Source organism: Rhizobacter sp. Root1221, from assembly GCF_001425785.1.
GTDB lineage: Bacteria > Pseudomonadota > Gammaproteobacteria > Burkholderiales > Burkholderiaceae_C > Rhizobacter.
This window is the reverse complement of the sequence record NZ_LMDI01000067.1, coordinates 1-17,924: the sequence shown is the minus strand read 5'-3', so window position 1 is coordinate 17,924 and position 17,924 is coordinate 1. Positions and strand designations below refer to the sequence as shown.

Genomic DNA, 17,924 nt, shown 5'->3' with positions numbered 1-17,924 from the left:
CGATGCCCCTTCCCATCAAAGTCCTTCTGATCGAGGACAACCCGGCCGACGCGAAGTTGATCTCTTTGATGCTGGCCGAGGGGCGCCCAAAGGGGTTGATGTTCGATCTGGTGTGGGCTGAGGATCTGCCGAGCGGCATCGAGCGGCTCCACGCCAGCGGTGCCGACGTCGTCTTGCTCGACCTCGGCTTGCCCGGCAGTTCGGGGCTCGACACCCTGCGGCTGTTTTTCGAACTCGGGCGCAATGTGCCCACGCTGGTCGTGCTGAGTGGCCTGACAGACGAGGAGGTCGCGGTCCAGGCGCTGCAGTCGGGCAGCCAGGACTATCTCGTCAAAGGCCACGTGGACAGCGCCACGTTGATCCGGGCGATTCGCTATGCGATCGGTCGCAGCCAGGCAGAAGAGGCGCTGCGGCAAGCCCATGACGAACTGGAACAGCGGGTCGTCGCACGCACGGCGGAGCTGGCCCGCGCCGTCGATGCCTTGCGGGCCGAGGTGGTCGAAAGGCAGCGTGTCGAGGAAACGCTTCGGCGCCACCGGGACCACCTCGAGGAGCTGGTCAAGGAGCGTACCGCCGAACTGGTTGCAGCCAAGGACCGGGCCGAGGTGGCCAACCGGGCCAAGAGTGCGTTCCTGGCCAACATGAGCCATGACCTGCGCACGCCGCTCAACGGGATCCTCGGCTTCTCGCAGATCCTCCAGCTCGATCAGTCCTTGAGTCCGCGCCAGATCGGCGCGGTGACCGCCATCCATCAAAGTGGCGAGCACCTGCTGACCCTGATCAACGACATCCTCGACCTGGCGAAGATCGAGGCCGGCAAGCTCGAACTCTTTCCCTCCGATGTCGACCTGCCGGCATTCCTGCAAGGCATCGCCGACATCATCCGCGTCAAGGCCGGACAGAAACCGGACGTGAAGTTCGTCCACCAGCACTCGCCGCACCTGCCCAGCACCATCCGGGTGGACGACACCCGGCTGCGCCAGGTGCTGCTCAACCTGCTGGACAACGCGGTCAAGTTCACCGACCGCGGCCAGGTCACCTTGCAGGTGGATTTCGTGCCGCCATCACGCTTGCGCGTGGAGATCCGGGACTCGGGCGTCGGCATGAGTGACGAGCAACTCCAGCAGATCTTCAGGCCGTTCGAACAGGTGGGAGACACGCAGCGTCGCAGTGCCGGCACCGGCTTGGGGCTCGTCACCAGCCGCCAGCTCGTGCGCCTCATGGGCGGCGACATCAAGGTGCGCAGCCGCGAAGGCGAGGGCAGTTCATTCAGCTTCGAACTGGATGTGCCCGAGACCCACCCCGAAGCCCCCGCCCATCCGCCGGTGTCCCTGCCGGCCATGACGGGCTACCGGGGGCCGCGAAAGAAGGTGCTCGTCGTCGACGACTCGCGCGACAACCGGGCGGTGTTCGTGGAGATGCTCGGACGCTTCGGATTCCAGATGCTCGAAGCGACCGGCGGCCACGAGGGGCTGGCCCGCGCGCAAGCCCTCGTGCCGGACCTGATCCTGATGGACGTCGTGATGCCGGACCTGAGCGGCCAGGAGGTCATCGCGCGCCTGCGTGAGGTGCCGGGCCTGCGCAAGGTGCCGATCGTGGCGGTCTCGGCGAGTGCCACCGCCGAGATCCGTGAACAGTGCCTTCGCGCCGGCGCCGACGCGTTCCTCACCAAACCAGTCGATCTGACGATCCTGTTGCAACACGCGGCGTCCTTGCTCAACTTGAGCTGGATCGACGACGCGGCCCAGGCGTTCACCCTAGAAGCCAGGCCCGGCGCCGCCGCGCAGTAGCGTTGCGGTGGGAGCGGGTGCCCGATGTGCCCAGAGGCCGGGGGCCTCTTTTCAACGCGAACGCTGCCAGTCGCTGGCTGCTGTGCACAATGACCGGCCACGGGGCGTCATTCAGACGCTCTCGGAAAACCAGGAATCAACCCTCACACGCATGAAAAAACTGAGCACCGAATACCTCGCAGAATGCAGAAACGCATTGAACGCCGAACAGACCCGGTCGCTGGCCACCACCGACAACTGGTCGCATGTCGACAAGCAGCAGGCTCACCTCGATTGGGACGTGCTCTACAAGGAACTGACCCCCTTGCTGGAGCGGTCGCCCTCGTCACCAGAGGTGCAGGCGCTCATGACCCGTCACTACGCAGTGGCATCCCGGTTCTACGCTCCCTCCAAACAGGCTTACATCGGGCTGGGCCTGTTCTATCAGGAGAACCAGGACATGAAGAACTTCCACAATGCGTACCACCCGAACATGGTCGACTTTCTGGGAGAAGCCATGTGCGTCTATGCACAGGGCCATCTGTCCGCTTGAACGAAGCAGGCGGTTGGAAGGCTGCGATGGCGGTCTCAGCTCCTGCGGGCGGTGAGCCACTTGTCCGCGGTCAACGGCGCGCTGCAGATGCGAATCTCACCGATGTTGCCCAGGAAACCGTTCGACGGGGCGTTCGCATAGACGCCGCCGCCCACGATCATCCGGCCGGTGGCGCTGCTGACCGCGATGCCGTTCGTGTTCGACGCGTTGCGCAGGATGGGCGCGCCCTCGACGTACATGATGGTGCTGTTCTGCGCGGGGTCGTTCACGATCGCCACGTGGATCCAGCGCTCGGTCACGATCTCGCCCGAGAAATTGGCGGCGGGTGACCGGGTGCCCGCCGTACCCGGCGTGACTTCCCACTGCACCTCGCGCAGGCTCGAGATCGCGAAGATCAGTGCGCTTTCATCGCCGTCGGCGCCTGCGTCGATGCCGCTGACGTCGCCGCGGCGCCCTTCGCGCTCCATGATGTTCATCCACGCGTTGTTGGCCGCCGTCCAGTTGGAAGGAATCTTCAGGAACGCCTCGACGGTGTAGCCGTCGTTGAAGCTCAGCGCATTCAGCGGCGCATTGATGTCTGTTGCAAAAGAACTCATCCGCAGCGGCGAGTTGACCGAGTTGGAGAAGCGCACGCTGCCGGGCGCTGCCGACAGATGGTGGTGATCGCTGGACCACGCCATGTCAGCGTCCTGCGCCGCGCCGCCTTGAGCGAGCGGCTGACGCGAGATCGGGTTGGACCCCGCCTCATCGTCGATGACCTGGCCCACCGGCACGACGGCACCGTCCGTGCCGCCGAAGAAGCGCCAGTGGGCCACCGTGGAAGCCACCTGCGGGTAGTCCGCCGTGTCCGCCGCCGGCGTCTTGGCGCTGGCGGCCGGCTCGGTGAAGTTGGACAGCAACGCGGCCTTGGCGCGTTCGTTGATCGGCGCGTTGGCGGCCGGCGGCAGCGCGAAGTTCGGGTTGAAGCGTGCGAAGCGCTTCTTGAAGTCGATGTCGATCTCGAATTGATGGTTCGGGTCGGTCAGCACGGCCACGTCGAACTCATTGAGCGTGTCGGTGGGCTTTTGCGTCACCCACGGCGAGAACGACAGCACCTTGATCTTGTCGTGGGTGAGGTCGAACTCGTACAGCCGCAGCAGGCCGTTGCCGCCCATGTAGGCCATCTGGTAGTCGACGACCATTTCCTCGACGGCGTTGCCGAAGTCATTGGTCTTCGTGAGACGAGCACCGCCGTGGTAGTGGCCGTTCAAGGTCATGAAGATCTGATCGTTGTCGCGGATGAGCTTGTCCCACAGCATCAGCCCGTAGGGCACCTCCAGTGGGCTCACCCCGTCGGCCGCGATGTTGAGCAGCTGGTGGGTCGACAGGATGGCCGGCAGCGTCGGATGCCTGGCAAGCACGCCGCGCGCCCATGCGATGGCGGCGTCGGAAGCGCGCCAGGACATCGACAGCACCATGAAGGCGTTGCCGTCCACGCTGAAGACGTGGTACTCGTGAAAGCCCGACGGGTCGCGGCCGCCGAAGGTCGCCTGCTGCTGCGCCCGCGTCGTCGGGAAGGTCTGCAGGTACGGCTCCTTCGCGAGGTTGCGCTGCGCATCGGTATTGGCCGACTGGCTGCTTGCGTCGGCATAGTCCACGTCGGACACCACGTCGTGATTGCCCGCCAGGATGGAGTAGGGCACCTTGGCCGACTCGAGAATCTTCATCGCCGAATCCGCGACCTGCCATTGCAGCGGCTTGCCCTGTTGGTCGACCACGTCGCCGAGGTGGATCGTGAACGGAATGCGCAGTGCCGCGGCGTTGCCGGCGATCCATTGGGTCTGTGCGGCGTAGGGCGTCGAGCCGTACTTGCGCTGGAACTGCAGGTTCTCGTCGGTGGTGGCGTAGCGCGAGTAGAACTGCGTATCGGGCAACACGGCGAGCGCAAAGCTCGACACCTTGTTGGCTGCCGGATCCTGGGTGCCATCGGTGCTGCTGGCGTCGTCACCGCCGCCGCAGGCGGCGAGCAAGGCGGAGCCGCCTACTGACAAGCCCAAACCCGCGCGCAGCAGGAGCCTGCGCTGACGATCGGGCAGGCCTTCCAGTTCACGCAGCGATGAGATGAGGGACGGCGAGGCGCTCGAGTTCTCTGAGGACATGTGCGTTACTTCGGAAGGTCGAAAAGCGTTAGGTTGCCGAGGAACGATGTCATTCGTGTGGCAGCTGCGTGACCGTTGATGACACGACAGCTCAAGAAAGCGCTTCCAACGCCACCCACTCCAAGGGAAAGCACTGATGCCCAACGGATTGGGACAAACCCCGAGGCGAGCGGCCTCGTCCTGACACCGCCTTTTCATGGCTTCCCTATGAGCGCTGCCATTTTTGGGTCATCGCCGGGTTGTCAAAGGTCAAAAAAGTATCTGTGCCAGGCCTGGACGGGCGTAGCGACACCCGGGGCAGGCGCCCTACAGTCGTGTCAACCGTGAGACGCAACGGACGGGAGCAACACGATGGACACCACGCAGACACACCGAAAGCCGCACCTCGTGCGCCCCCTGACGCCCGATCTGGAAGTGGTCCAGATCGGCCGAGCGGAGTCGTTCAAGGCCTGGGAGCACGGTTACCCGTTCCGCACCGTCCGGTGGCACTTCCACCCCGAGTTCGAACTTCACCATGTGGTGGCCACGACGGGCCAGTACTTCGTGGGCGACTTCATCGGCACCTTCGTGCCCGGCAACCTCGTCCTGACCGGCCCCCACCTGCCACACAACTGGGTCAGCGACCTGGCAGACGAGGCCACCGTTCCCGTTCGCAGCCGGGTGCTGCAATTCAGCGAACGGTTCATCACGGGTGTCGCCGAGGTGCTGCCCGAACTCGGCGCGTTCCAGCACGTGCTCGACAAGAGCCGCAGCGGCGCGCTGTTCACGCCGGAGGTGGCCGAACGCGTGGGGCCGCTGCTCGCGGCGCTGGTGGACGCCACCGACCTCCGCCGGATCGAACTGTTTGTCGCCATCATCGGAACGCTCAGTCGCGCCGAGCACGTCCAAGCCTTGACGAGCACCGCCTACTTGCCCGACCCGTCCGGATTCATGGCAAGCGGCCTCAATGAAGCACTGTCGTACATCAGTTCGAACCTGACCGATTCCTTCAGTGAACAGAAGCTTGCGAGCTTGTCGCAACTGAGCACCAGCGGCTTCTCGAGAAGCTTTCGGCGCCACACCGGCATGTCGCTGGTGCACTACGTGAACCGGTTGCGAATCAACCTGTCGACCCAGCTCTTGATGAGCGAACCGCAGATGCCGATCACGGATGTCTGCTACGCATCAGGCTTTCGAAACATCTCGAATTTCAACCGGCAGTTCCTGCGGCTGAAGTCGATGTCGCCGACCCAGTTCAGGAACCTGTTCGGCGAGAACGCCGAGTCCAAACCCCCCCATTAGGCGCAAGGTCCGGCGCCGCCCCCCACGACATCGTTGCCCCCACGCGGGCGGCGAGGGCAGCGCCTGCCCGCCACGACCCGGATGTTCGCGTACCACGCGACATTTTCGGTGCCCGCCCCGGGAGCACCGAGCCCTTCTTCAACAGCTGCAAAAGGAAACCACCATGCTTCTGCCTTTCAATCTCCCCGGCTCTGCCGCAGCCCTGGCCATCGCCTGCCTCGGCCTCGAGGCTGTCGCTGCTCCCAGTGGAACGGTGGCCTTCTTGATGCCTGACCAAGCCTCCACCCGATACGAAAAGCACGATTTCCCGGGCTTCAAGGCGGCCATGAGCAAACTGTGCCCCGACTGCAAGGTGCTGTACCAGAACGCGACCGGCGATGCCTCACAGCAGCAACAGCAGTTCAATTCAGTGGTGGCGCAGGGCGCGAAGGTGGTTGTCCTCGACCCGGTGGATTCCACCGCTGCCGCGTCGCTGGTGCGCATGGCGCAGGGTCGTGGCGTCAAGGTCATTGCCTACGACCGACCAATCCCCTCCACGCCGGCCGACTACTACGTTTCCTTCGACAACGAAGGCATCGGCAAGGCCATCGCCGAATCGCTGGTCCGGCACCTGAAGGAAAAAGGTGTGCCCACGGACAAGGGTGGCCTGCTGCAAGTCAACGGGTCTCCCACCGATGCAGCCGCCGGACTCATCAAGAACGGCATCCACGCGGGGATCCAGGGCAGCGGGTACAAGACGCTCGCCGAGTTCGACACGCCGGAATGGGCGCCGCCAAAGGCCCAGCAGTGGGTCGCGGGCCAGATCACGCGCTTCAACACGCAGATCGTGGGCGTGGTGGCGGCGAATGACGGGACCGGTGGCGGTGCCATCGCTGCCTTCAAGGCGGCCGGGGTGAAGCCCGTTCCGGCTGTCAGCGGGAACGACGCGACCGTCGCCGCCCTGCAGCTGATCATCGCCGGCGACCAATACAACACGATCTCCAAACCCAGCGAGATCGTGGCGGCGGCCGCCGCGAAGGTTGCCGTGGCCTTCCTCGAGGGCCAGAAGCCTGCTGCCGAGACCACGCTCTACAACACACCGTCGCAGCTGTTCACGCCGGCCGTGGTGACGGCCCAGAACCTGAAGGCCGAGATCGTGGACAAGGGCATCGCCAGCGCGAAGGAACTGTGCACGGGCCGCTACGCGGACGGCTGCCAGAAGCTGGGCATCCGCTGACACACCGGATGCACACCAGCGCGCGCATCCGCGACGGCTGGTGTGCCGATCATTGAAGGGGACAGACATGTCACGCAACTCCAACGCCCCACGGGGCCCCGGCGACCTGGTTTTGAGTCTGCGCGGAATTTCGAAACACTTCGGCGCCGTGTCGGCACTGACCGGCATCGACCTCGATGTTCACGCGGGCGAGGTGGTGGCCCTCGTCGGGGACAACGGTGCGGGCAAATCCACACTGATCAAGATCCTGGCGGGCGTTCACCAGCCCAGCGCAGGGACCATCGCCTTCGCGGGCAAACCGGTCACTCTGCCCGATCCCGCCTCGGCGCTCGATCTTGGCATTGCCACCGTCTTCCAGGACCTGGCACTCTGCGAAAACCTCGACGTGGTGGCCAACATCTTCCTCGGTCGGGAGCTGAATCCCCTGCGCCTGGACGAGACCGCGATGGAGGTGCGTGCCTGGACCCTGCTGAACGAGTTGTCCGCCCGCATTCCCAACGTGCGCGATGTGGTCGCCTCGCTGTCCGGGGGGCAGCGGCAAACGGTGGCCATCGCCCGTTCGCTGCTGCTCGATCCGAAGCTGATCATGCTGGACGAGCCGACGGCAGCACTGGGTGTGGCGCAGACGGCCGAGGTGCTCAACATGATCGAACGCGTGCGCGACAGGGGACACGGAGTGATCATGATCAGCCACAACATGGAAGACGTTCGGGCCGTGGCCGACCGGATCGTCGTGCTGCGCCTCGGCCGCAACAACGGGGTCTTTTTCCCCGACTCTTCCAACGAGGACCTCGTCGCAGCCATCACCGGCGCCGACGAAAACGCGGTCTCGCGCAGGGCCGAGCGGCGCCTTGCCGCAGAACGCGCCTGAACCCATAGCGCCATGAACACACACATCGAAAACGCCGACCAGTCGCCGAAGCTGCTGGATCGAAGCGATGTCCGCGTGAAACACGCCGCCACCGTCGGCGACACGGTCCGCGCCTTCATCGAACGGGTCCGAAGTGGCGACCTGGGGTCCCTGCCGGTCGTCGTCGGACTCGTGGTCATCTGGGCCGTGTTCACCGCGCTCAATCCGGTCTTCCTGTCGCCGGACAACCTGGTGAACCTGTTGTTCGACTGTGCCACGGTGGGCGTGATCTCACTGGGCATCGTCTGCGTGCTCATGGTCGGACAGATCGATCTGTCCGTGGGCTCGATCAGCGGATTCGCCTCGGCGCTCCTGGGCGTCCTGTGGGTCAACCAGGACTGGCCGTTCCTTGCCGCCGTGGCGGTGGTGGTCGCCAGCGGCGCGGTGACCGGGCTGGTCTACGCCATGCTTTTCAACAAGCTCGGCATGCCGAGCTTCGTGGCGACGCTGGCGGGCCTGCTCGCCGTGCTGGGCATGCAGCTGTACATCCTGGGCCCGAGTGGTTCCATCAACCTGCCGTATGGCTCCGCCGCCGTCGACTTCGGCCAGCAGGACGTCCTTCCCGCCGTCCTGTCGCATGCACTGGCCCTGGTGCCTGGGTTGGTCCTCTTTGCCACGGGCATGCGCACGAGGGCGCGGCGCACGGCCGCACGGCTGTTCGCGCCGTCCGTGGGCAGCCTGGCGTTGCGCGCTGCCGCCCTCACGGTGATGCTCGAAGTCGCCGTCACCTACCTGAACCTCGGACGAGGCGTTCCGATGATGTTCGCACTCTTCCTCGCACTGGCCGTGGCCCTGCAGTACGCCTTCCAGCGCACCGGCTGGGGCAGGGCGCTGTTCGCGGTGGGCGGCAACCGCGAGGCGGCGCGCCGGGCCGGCATGCGTGTGAACGCCGTCTTCGTCAGCGCCTTCGTGCTGTGCAGCAGCCTGGCGGCCCTCGGCGGGGTGTTGATGGCGTCTCGGCTGGCCTCGGCAAGTCAGCAGGCCGGCACGGGTGACGTGAACCTGAACGCCATCGCCGCCGCCGTCATCGGGGGCACGAGCCTCTTCGGCGGACGGGGCAGCGCCTACTCGGCGGTGCTCGGAATCATCGTGATCCAGTCCATCGCCAACGGCCTGACGCTGCTCAACCTCTCCTCCTCCTTGCGATTCATGATCACCGGCGCCGTCCTGGCCATCGCGGTCATCGTGGATTCGCTGGCGCGTCAGTCCCGTGTGTCCCACGGCCGCGCATGAACCACACGACTCACCCAGGAAACCCCATGACCCATCTGATGAACGGCAAGATCGCAGCAATCACCGGCGCCGCATCCGGCATCGGTCTTGAATGTGCCAGGACGCTCCTCGCGGAGGGTGCGAAGGTCGTTCTGGTAGACCATGCGGAAGAACGGCTTCGCCGGACGTGTGACGAACTCGGCCCGCACGCGATGCCCCTCGTGATGGACCTTCTCAAGCCACGCGAGGTCTCCACGCTGCTCGATCAGGTGCTCGCGCTGGCCGGGGGCATCGACATCTTCCATGCGAATGCGGGTGCCTACGTGGGCGGAGACATCCTGGCCGGAAATCCCGACGAGTGGGACCGGATGCTCAACCTCAACGTGAACGCGGCCTTCCGCTGCGTGCACGCCATCCTGCCGCACATGGTGTCGAAAGGCTCGGGTGACATCATTTTCACCAGCTCCATCGCCGGCATCGTGCCCGTGGTGTGGGAGCCGATCTACACGGCCTCCAAGTTCGCCGTCCAGGCGTTCGTTCACACCACGCGCAGGCAGGTGGCGAAACACGGCATCCGGGTGGGGGCCGTCGCGCCGGGCCCGGTCGTCACCGCGCTGCTGGACGACTGGCCCAAGGCGAAGATGGACGATGCACTCGCCAACGGCAGCCTGATGCCGGCCAAGGAAGTGGCGGACGCCGTGCTGTTCATGCTGACCCGCCCGAAGGGTGTCACCGTGCGCGACCTCGTGATCCTGCCCAACGCCGTCGACCTGTGACACGCCCGGCCGACGTGGACGCAACGGACGAACGGAAGGTGAACATGCGCTACTTCATGGGGATCGACGTGGGCACGGGCAGCGTGCGTGCAGGCATCTTCGACGAGGGCGGCCGCCTCGCCGCCGCTGCAAAACAAGACATTCAGGTCTTTCATGCGCCGCACGCCATCGTCGAGCAGTCGAGTTCGGACATCTGGCGCGCCGTGTGCCGTTCGGTCAAGAATGCCCTGGCTGCCAGCCAGCTGCGGGCGGACGACATCGCCGGCATCGGGTTCGACGCCACGTGTTCCCTCGTCGTGCTGGGGGAGGGCGGGGTGCCGCTCCCGGTGGGACCGTCGGAGGACCCGGAACGCAACATCATCGTCTGGATGGACCACCGCGCCGTGAACCAGGCACGGCGGATCAATGCCACGGCGCATCCGGTGCTCAAGTACGTGGGCGGGCGGATCTCTCCGGAGATGGAGACACCGAAGCTGCTCTGGCTGCTCGAGAACCGGCCGCACGTCTTCGACGCGGCCTGGCAGTTCCTCGACCTCACCGACTTCCTGACGTGGCGCGCCACGGGGGACCTTGCCCGCTCCACCTGCACCGTCACCTGCAAGTGGACGTACCTCGCGCACGAGCGCCGATGGGACGACAGCTACTTCCACGCCGTCGGCCTGGACGTGCTGGCATCCGAAGACTTCGCCCGCATCGGTCAGGAGGTGGTGGACGCCGGCACGCCCCTGGGCGCCGGCCTCACCGAGGCGGCCGCGCGAGAACTGGGGCTGAACGCGGGCACGCCCGTCGGCGCCGGACTGATCGACGCCCATGCCGGGGGAATTGGCACGGTGGGCGCGGGTGCGGGGGGAGCGGCGTCCTGCCTGGCCTACGTCTTTGGCACATCGTCCTGCACCATGACCACCACGGCGGACCCGGTGTTCGTGCCGGGCGTCTGGGGCCCTTACTTCTCGGCGATGGTGCCGGGCACCTGGCTGAACGAAGGTGGCCAATCGGTGGCGGGCGCCGCCATCGACCAGCTGCTCTCGCTGCACCCGGCCACGCCGGAGGCGCGAACCATGGCCGCAGCGGCGGGCCAGTCGCTGCCCGACTTCCTGGCGGACGCAGCAGCCCGCCACGGCGACGAGGCCTCGGGCGTCGTCCGGCTGGCACAAGGGCGGCACGTGCTTCCCGAATTCCTTGGCAACCGTGCCCCGTTTGCAGATCCCGAGGCCCGGGCGATGATGGCCGGACTTGGCATGGACCGCAGCATCGACGATCTCGTGGCGCTGTATGTTGCGGGCCTCTGCGGGATCGGCTACGGGTTGCGCCAGATCATCGATGCGCAGGCCGCGGCGGGGGCACCGATCGAATCGGTGGTCATCAGTGGCGGGGCCGGCCGGCACGATTTGGTCCGCCAGCTTCTCGCCGACGCCACGGGCCGCCCCGTGGTGGCCACGGCGTCCGACGAACCGGTGCTGCTGGGCGCGGCCATCCTCGGAGCGGTTGCTGCGCAGCGGTATGACGATGTTCCCGCCGCCATGAAGGACATGTCGGCGGTGCGCTGCACCTACCGGCCGTCCCCCGGCACGACGGAAGTCCACCTGCAGCGGTACCGCGCCTTCGGCCAGATGCAGGCGTTCGGCAAGGCGCTTCGCCACTGCTGAAGCACTGGTCAGCACCTGGAGGCGCTCTCGAGGCATTGAGGAGGAACGGGCGCCATACTTGCGAATGCGCATCGCCCACATCCCGTCGGTCCAGCGGACCGCCAAATGGCGGCTGGGTTGTCTTGCCAAGCGAACATGAGCGTGCGGCATTTGGCAGCCGCCTACCTTCAACCTTAGACCTCTTGATCAGCATGACCGGGAAAGTTACTGCAGGCATTAGAAGTTCGCGGATTGCTTCATCCGTCGTTCTGTTGATTTCATTCACAGTTCCGTTCACATGGGTGCTTTCAACAGGTCTTGTATGGGCCGCAGGAAGGAAAATTCCCGGCAGCGTTGAAGATACATCCATTTCCTTTCCAACCGGAATTCCACTCGTAGCAATTATTTTGACTTCATGGCTGGCTTGTTTTTTTGTTTGTCACCGCATCATTAATTCAAAGTTGCTTGCAACGTTGGCTTCAAACGCTGCCGCCATTCTGGCTTTTTGCGCCTGCCTGACGTTCCAGCTCGGCGCAGCCGTTTGGAATCCAATTCCAGATGCTGGATTGATGAATATTTTCCCAATCAGGTTCGCCTTGGCCGTGTTGATAGCGCTCGCCTGCAGTGCGCTTGCGGCCATATATTTGGCGCCTCGGACTAACCAATCGACACGAACCCACACGCCAGATAGCAAGCAAAAACCTTAGGCTACCGAAGCAATGCCATTCACATTCGAAGCGCTCGAGACAACCCCCGACGGCGATGAACTTGTTCTCCGTGGGCGTGTAGTGAGCGGAGCCTACTTCGGCCCCGAGTCAGCCGTCGTGCGTTTTGCGGACGGTGAAGAGATCTCCACGCACGTCCACTCGCACCGCATCGAACATCCCGAAGGCTGGCCGGTCCTTCCCGAGCATCGCGAGACTGTCCTGATCCTTCGCATTCCGCTTCCTGCAAATGAGCTCAGGATCACCACGCTTATCGGCCTGGGGGCGATCAGCCGCGCCAAGGCGCGCATCGATATTTCTCACGTTCTCGATGAGCCAGAATTCTGGGCCATGCAACTCGATTTGCACTGCACGTCGGAAGAAGTCGAGGAACCAGGCCTGGAGTGGCTTGGCATTACCCAACGCGACGCCGCGGATTGGTACGAAACGCAGATACAGGAGCCCATCAACCAGGGCGTATGGCCATACATCCGTGTCCTGCTGCCCTCGTCGCGTTATATCGAACTTGAAATGGCAGGCGGCATCGAGTACCAAGGCTTGAGCATTCGGATGCGGCCGCCTAACCCTTTAATCAAAAATATGTCACTCGGCAAGCCGGGCGTCGCCGTTGATCTCAAACATTGAAGGCCAAACTCACTTTCATGTCCACATACCTCGAAATAGCCGGGCAGGCAGCGCAAACAGTCGCGAGCATAGGCCCACATATGATTGAGGAGGCCTTCGTTGGCAGCTTGGGAGGCGGAATCCATGAGTAGTACTGCGGGCGAACATCATTCGGATGAGTTCAAGCGAAAAGTGGCCACGGAGGCGTACTGCGCTACGCCGCCGGGTGGATACCCTGAAGTTGCGGCCAGGTATGGACTCGAACCTCGACTGATTTTTGATTGGGTGCGTGAATTCTTTCCTCCTTCACCGCCCCCGTTCTCATCAACGCATGTATGGATTGGCACGACGACGCAATCCCTGGAAGAGTTCAACCGCTACTTCTCGCATGCCGATGATTACTGGGATCAGGAGGATCGAGATGCGCTTAGTCCCAGTGCGACTGGGTGCGGGTTTTGCGTTGACTTGGATAGTCAATATCTATACGACGGCGATCTGATTTACTACCAATACTTTCCGAACGCGGTTTCGGTGCAGAAGTTGGTGAATGAACTGCCTCTGAATACCCAAGCCGCGGAAGAAAACATCCTGGGGGCTTGTGAGAAACGAGGCATTGTGTCAGCCAACGCGGTCATGTCATACGCAGACCCGGAGCAGCTGGTTCGAGACCCCGACAAGCTATACAACGGCTTGATTTATCTTGGTTTGTTCAAAGACCGCGACGCCTAACCCCTTCATCGAGCGCGGACGCCCTACAACAGGCTTTGCCTGCCTGCGGTCGCCGCTCATTTCCATTGAAGTCAATGGGAAGGGAGCGCAGTGCAATTTGTATGTTGACGAGAATATCTGTAGCGACAAAGAGGTTTACGCCCTATGAAATCAGGTCGAATTACATTCCTGAGCAACCCGTGGCCTGAAGGCCATGCCCTCAAGAAGTTTCGGTGGTCCGCCGAGCGCAGGGGCGATGACGTCTGGTTTCACTTCCATTTGGAAACCAAGAATTACTACGCCGAAAGAGACATCGAAGAAGATGAGGATGAAGATTATCCCTCGGCTTGGGAGGCACCGGGGGTCTGGTGCAACTACGGCAGTTGCACCATCTCCTCTGACCAGTGGCATCAGGGCGGCTTTCGAGGCTGCTCCCTCGTACAGTTCGCACCTGGGCCTGTCGATGGACTTCGGCTCCACGTAGACACACCTCCCTATGACCTGAAGGAAGGCTATGAGGCGCGTGCATTTCATACCTATCTGCTCGGGCATGATTCCGTGGTGGATCACAAAATTGCCTTTTCCCGTGTGGGGGGTGCGGATCTGTTCGATATCACTTGGGAAGGCAAGATTGCCCTGACATACGTGGGCAACTATGAGCCGAAACATTGCTTTCTTGCTGAGATCAAAGGCGTTCCGTTCCCAAAGGCCTCGGATGGCGCCTGACGATTCAATCTCGACTAATCCCTCGATGAACCCTGCGTCCGTAGATGCTGGTCCACCCGGGTTCAACAGGTTGGTCGCAAGGTAAGCCTGGGCAAATCCAGCGCGCGGCACACCAGCCAGCCGCAGCCGTAGGCCACCAGGTCCCACAGGTCGAAGGTGGCGCCCAGCGCGATGCGCAATACGCGGTGCAACGCGGTCTGCCCGTGCAGGCCCAGCACGTCGACCATGCCCAGGCCTTGCAGGCATTCGATCGCACATGCGAACAGCAGCGCCGAGAGCGCCAGCCGCGGCGCCGGCTGCGCCACGCAGGTCCGTAGCAAGGCGTACACCAGCACCACCACCAGCACGTCGCCACCAAAGCCGCGCAATGCACCCGGCGGCGCATAGCAGGCGATGGCCACTTCGATGGCTAGCAGCGCCAAGGCGGCGAGCAGCCAGTGGGGGCGGAAGGTGAAAGTGTTCATGGGTTTTAGGCTGAGCGACTGCTGGCCGGAGGGATCGCGGTACCGGACTTTCGGGCGAGTGTGACATGCGGATGCCAATGGTTTATCTAGGGTCCGGAAGCCGGAGCAGGGCGCTTTTGCAGGAGACCCTTGTTGCCACTCGGTATCACCCGAGAAGATGTTTGGTAGGCGTGCAACACACTCCTGCTCGAAGGCGCTCGTCCGACGATCGAGCGAGTGCGGCAGAAGATCGAGAGCGGCTCGCCGAACACAGTCAGCCCGAACGTGGAGACCTGGTTCAAGCACCTCGGCGGACGAATCAAGGACCCGGGCGCTTTTGCGGCTCCCGCTGACGTCCCAGACGTTGTTCTTCCGGCGGGCAAGCACTTTCGGGAGGCGGCGCGTGCAAAGATTTGAAGGGGGCACGAGTCGCCAAGGACAAGGCCGAGCACAGAGTCGAAACGCAGGAGGCATCACGGCCAGCAGTTCCCATTCATTAGTTTACATAACGCACATTGTAGAACTGCCAAAGGATTCCCATCCGCTTGACTCTGCACCTGCTGCAAGGTTTGTAATGCACTTATGCGACCCGACCCCTCAGCCTCGACCTCAACTGAATCCCACGACGATTGCTGCAGCGGCGGCTGTGGCTCCGGGACATTGGCCGCGATGCCCATGCCGTCGCTGGCCGGCAGCACCACTTACCGCATCGCCACGATGGACTGTCCCGTGGAGGAAAACGAGATCCGCCGGGCGCTGGAACCCGTCGCCGGCATCCGCGGGCTGCGTTTCCAGTTCGCCGCGCGAACGTTGGCCATCCGCGGCGACCACGACGTGCAGACCGCTGCGTTGGCGGCCATCCGCAAGGCAGGCTTCGATCCGAAACAGCACACGCCGGGCGGCGCGGCACCCACCGGCGAGCCTGATCGACATGCCCATGCGCACGACGATCACGGGCACGCTCATGCCCACGCCCACGCCCACGCCCACGCCCATGACCATGCCGATCACGCTCCCGACGCGGCGCCCACCAGCCCGATCCGCCTTGCCGCGGCCTTGATCCTCGCGCTGGCGGCGGAAGCGCTCCATTTCCTGGCGCCCGAGACGGTTTGGCTGAAAGCGCTCGGGTTGACCGTGGCCGCGTTGGCCATCGGGCTGTCGGGCATCGACACGTACCTCAAGGGGTTCGGGGCCTTGCGCCGTGGCCGCTTGAACATCAGCGCGCTGATGACGGTGGCTGTCACTGGCGCCTTCGTGATCGGACAATGGCCCGAGGCGGCGATGGTGATGGCACTCTACGCCATCGCCGAGTTGATCGAAGCGCGGGCGGCGGACCGCGCCCGCAACGCGATCGAAGGATTGTTGGCCCTCGCCCCCGAATCGGCCGACGTGTTGCAGGTGGACGGCCAGTGGCTGACCACCGCATCGGCCGGCGTACCCATCGATTCCGTGGTGCGCCTGCGTCCCGGCGCCCGCGTGCCGCTGGATGGCGTGGTGACCCGTGGCCAGAGCGCCATCGACCAGGCCCCGGTCACCGGTGAGAGCCTGCCGGTGGACAAGACCGTCGGCGACCCGGTGTTTGCCGGCACCATCAACCAGGCCGGCGAATTGCAGTTCCGGGTCACGGCAGCGGCCTCGGACACCACGCTCGCCCGGATCATCCATGCCGTCGAGGAGGCACAAGGCAAACGCGCTCCAACCCAACGTTTCGTGGACCGGTTCGCGGCGATCTACACGCCAGCCGTCTTCCTGCTGGCGGTGGCCGTGGCGCTGTCTACCCCATGGCTTCTCGGTTTCAGCTGGCTCGATGCCGTCTACAAAGCACTCGTGCTGCTGGTAGTGGCCTGTCCTTGCGCGCTCGTGATCTCCACCCCGGTCACGGTGGTCAGCGCACTTGCAGCGGCAGCCCGCCGGGGCATCTTGATCAAGGGCGGCACGTACCTCGAATCGGCACGCACACTGAAGGCCATCGCGCTCGACAAGACCGGCACGGTGACCACCGGAAAGCCATCGCTGGTGGCCTGGGAGTTGTTGCGCCCGGGCCTGGACGCACGCGTGCTGGCCGCCAGCCTGGCCAGCCGCTCGGACCACCCCGTGTCACAGGCCATCGCGGCCGGATTGGACGGCACCCGTATCGCTGTCGACGGGTTCACTGCCCTCCCCGGCCGCGGCATCGAAGGCCGCCTCGCCGGCCAACCCCTCGTGCTGGGCAACCGCCGGCTTGTCGAAGAACGTGGCCTGGCCACCCCCGACCTCGAGGCACGCCTCGCCGAACACGAACAGCAAGGCCGCACGGTCACGCTGCTGGCCGACACGGCCGGGGTGATGGCCCTCTTTGCGGTGGCGGACACGATCAAGCCTACATCCCGCGACGCTGTGCGCGAACTGAAGGCGTTGGGGGTGGTGCCGGTGATGCTCACCGGCGACAACACGACCACGGCGCGCGCAATCGCCGCCCAGGCCGGCATCGACGACGTGCAAGGCAACCTGCTACCGCAGGACAAGCAGGCGGCCATCCAGGCGCTGCAGCAGCGTCACGGCCCCACGGCCATGACCGGCGACGGCATCAACGATGCCCCTGCCCTCGCCCAGGCCGACATCGGCTTCGCGATGGGTGGCGCCGGCACGGACATCGCGATGGAAGCGGCCGACGTGGTGATCATGAACGACAACCTGGGCCGCTTGCCGGAGACCATACGGCTGTCACGCCGCACGCATGCGGTGCTGTGGCAGAACATCGCGCTTGCGCTCGGCATCAAGGCGGTGTTCATGGCACTCGCGCTGTTCGGGTCCGCCACGATGTGGATGGCCGTGTTCGCCGACATGGGGGCCACGCTGATCGTGGTGGCCAACGGCCTGCGCCTGCTCCGGCCTCAGGCTGGTACGAAGGTGTAGAGGGCAAGCCACCGCAAATTGCGGGCAACGCAGACTACGCGCGGGCATCAGTGCCCGACAGCCTGTCCTCCCCTCCCCTGGCACCTCGTCCGCGCGCCAAAAAAAACGAGGCCCGAAGGCCTCGCTGTGAGCACCGGTTGACGGCACCGGCGCCGGGATCTGCCGGCGCCGGAAGACGAGGAGTGTCACGTCGGTTTCCCCCAACCGCAACAGCTTCGCCGTCCGCCGGCGGTCGACGCGTCAGATCACCACCAGGTTTCGCCCTGGATGCCGATCGACGTGCCCGACTTCTTGTCGCCGTAGATCTCGGCGGTGCGCGAGCCACCGGCCACGAAGGCCTGGCG

General features: G+C 64.4%; 15 protein-coding genes and 1 pseudogene. 14 read left to right on the top strand and 2 right to left on the bottom strand.

All coding sequences use genetic code 11. The annotated features are described in order from the left end of the window. Positions 1-2 precede the first annotated feature (2 nt). On the top strand, positions 3-1,790 hold the full coding sequence (locus ASC87_RS27420) for a hybrid sensor histidine kinase/response regulator (protein WP_056670626.1): 1,788 nt from the start codon (positions 3-5) through the stop codon (positions 1,788-1,790). A 151-nt stretch (positions 1,791-1,941) separates the two neighbouring features. Next, positions 1,942-2,322, top strand: a complete 381-nt coding sequence (locus tag ASC87_RS27415; protein ID WP_056670623.1) for a TipAS antibiotic-recognition domain-containing protein — start codon at positions 1,942-1,944, stop codon at positions 2,320-2,322. Between the two features lie 35 nt (positions 2,323-2,357). Here ASC87_RS27415 and ASC87_RS27410 read toward each other — a convergent pair whose 3' ends face one another. Next, positions 2,358-4,460, bottom strand: coding sequence for a LamG-like jellyroll fold domain-containing protein (locus ASC87_RS27410; RefSeq protein ID WP_082569008.1), 2,103 nt, complete (start codon positions 4,458-4,460; stop codon positions 2,358-2,360). Positions 4,461-4,811: 351 nt separating this feature from the next. Between ASC87_RS27410 and ASC87_RS27405 the strand changes: the two genes are divergently transcribed. The 10 genes from ASC87_RS27405 (at position 4,812) to ASC87_RS32285 (ending at position 14,242) form a co-directional block, all read left to right on the top strand. Then, on the top strand, positions 4,812-5,741 hold the full coding sequence (locus ASC87_RS27405) for an AraC family transcriptional regulator (RefSeq protein WP_235582325.1): 930 nt from the start codon (positions 4,812-4,814) through the stop codon (positions 5,739-5,741). A 163-nt stretch (positions 5,742-5,904) separates the two neighbouring features. Further along, a complete protein-coding gene (locus ASC87_RS27400; RefSeq protein WP_056670620.1) occupies positions 5,905-6,957 on the top strand; it encodes a sugar ABC transporter substrate-binding protein in 1,053 nt (350 codons plus the stop codon). Between the two features lie 67 nt (positions 6,958-7,024). Further along, a complete protein-coding gene (locus tag ASC87_RS27395; RefSeq protein ID WP_056670617.1) occupies positions 7,025-7,828 on the top strand; it encodes an ATP-binding cassette domain-containing protein in 804 nt (267 codons plus the stop codon). Positions 7,829-7,840: 12 nt separating this feature from the next. Next, a complete protein-coding gene (locus ASC87_RS27390) occupies positions 7,841-9,100 on the top strand; it encodes a sugar ABC transporter permease (protein ID WP_056670614.1) in 1,260 nt (419 codons plus the stop codon). A 26-nt stretch (positions 9,101-9,126) separates the two neighbouring features. Further along, positions 9,127-9,855 (top strand): SDR family oxidoreductase, encoded by a 729-nt coding sequence (locus tag ASC87_RS27385; protein ID WP_056670611.1) that lies wholly within the window; start codon positions 9,127-9,129, stop codon positions 9,853-9,855. Positions 9,856-9,899: 44 nt separating this feature from the next. Then, the gene (locus ASC87_RS27380; RefSeq protein WP_056671133.1) at positions 9,900-11,501 is read left to right on the top strand and encodes an FGGY-family carbohydrate kinase; all 1,602 of its coding nucleotides are present in this window, start codon (positions 9,900-9,902) and stop codon (positions 11,499-11,501) included. A gap of 191 nt (positions 11,502-11,692) precedes the next feature. Continuing rightward, complete coding sequence (locus tag ASC87_RS32290) at positions 11,693-12,187, top strand: hypothetical protein (RefSeq protein ID WP_235582324.1); 495 nt, start codon at positions 11,693-11,695, stop codon at positions 12,185-12,187. Between the two features lie 12 nt (positions 12,188-12,199). Continuing rightward, positions 12,200-12,829: a hypothetical protein gene (locus tag ASC87_RS27375; protein ID WP_056670608.1), complete on the top strand. Its 630-nt coding sequence runs from the start codon at positions 12,200-12,202 to the stop codon at positions 12,827-12,829. Positions 12,830-12,952: 123 nt separating this feature from the next. Further along, positions 12,953-13,537 (top strand): immunity 22 family protein, encoded by a 585-nt coding sequence (locus tag ASC87_RS31340; RefSeq protein ID WP_082569007.1) that lies wholly within the window; start codon positions 12,953-12,955, stop codon positions 13,535-13,537. 144 nt (positions 13,538-13,681) lie between these two features. After that, positions 13,682-14,242, top strand: a complete 561-nt coding sequence (locus ASC87_RS32285) for a hypothetical protein (protein ID WP_157604411.1) — start codon at positions 13,682-13,684, stop codon at positions 14,240-14,242. Between the two features lie 62 nt (positions 14,243-14,304). On the opposite strand, the gene ASC87_RS27365 is transcribed toward ASC87_RS32285, so the two are convergent. Beyond that, complete coding sequence (locus ASC87_RS27365) at positions 14,305-14,706, bottom strand: DUF2809 domain-containing protein (RefSeq protein ID WP_056670602.1); 402 nt, start codon at positions 14,704-14,706, stop codon at positions 14,305-14,307. A 180-nt stretch (positions 14,707-14,886) separates the two neighbouring features. Between ASC87_RS27365 and ASC87_RS31335 the strand changes: the two are divergent. Further along, a pseudogene (locus ASC87_RS31335) lies at positions 14,887-15,102 on the top strand (DNA-binding protein); the annotation flags it as partial. 252 nt (positions 15,103-15,354) lie between these two features. Continuing rightward, the gene (locus ASC87_RS27360) at positions 15,355-17,580 is read left to right on the top strand and encodes a cation-translocating P-type ATPase (protein WP_157604410.1); all 2,226 of its coding nucleotides are present in this window, start codon (positions 15,355-15,357) and stop codon (positions 17,578-17,580) included. Positions 17,581-17,924: the final 344 nt, after the last annotated feature.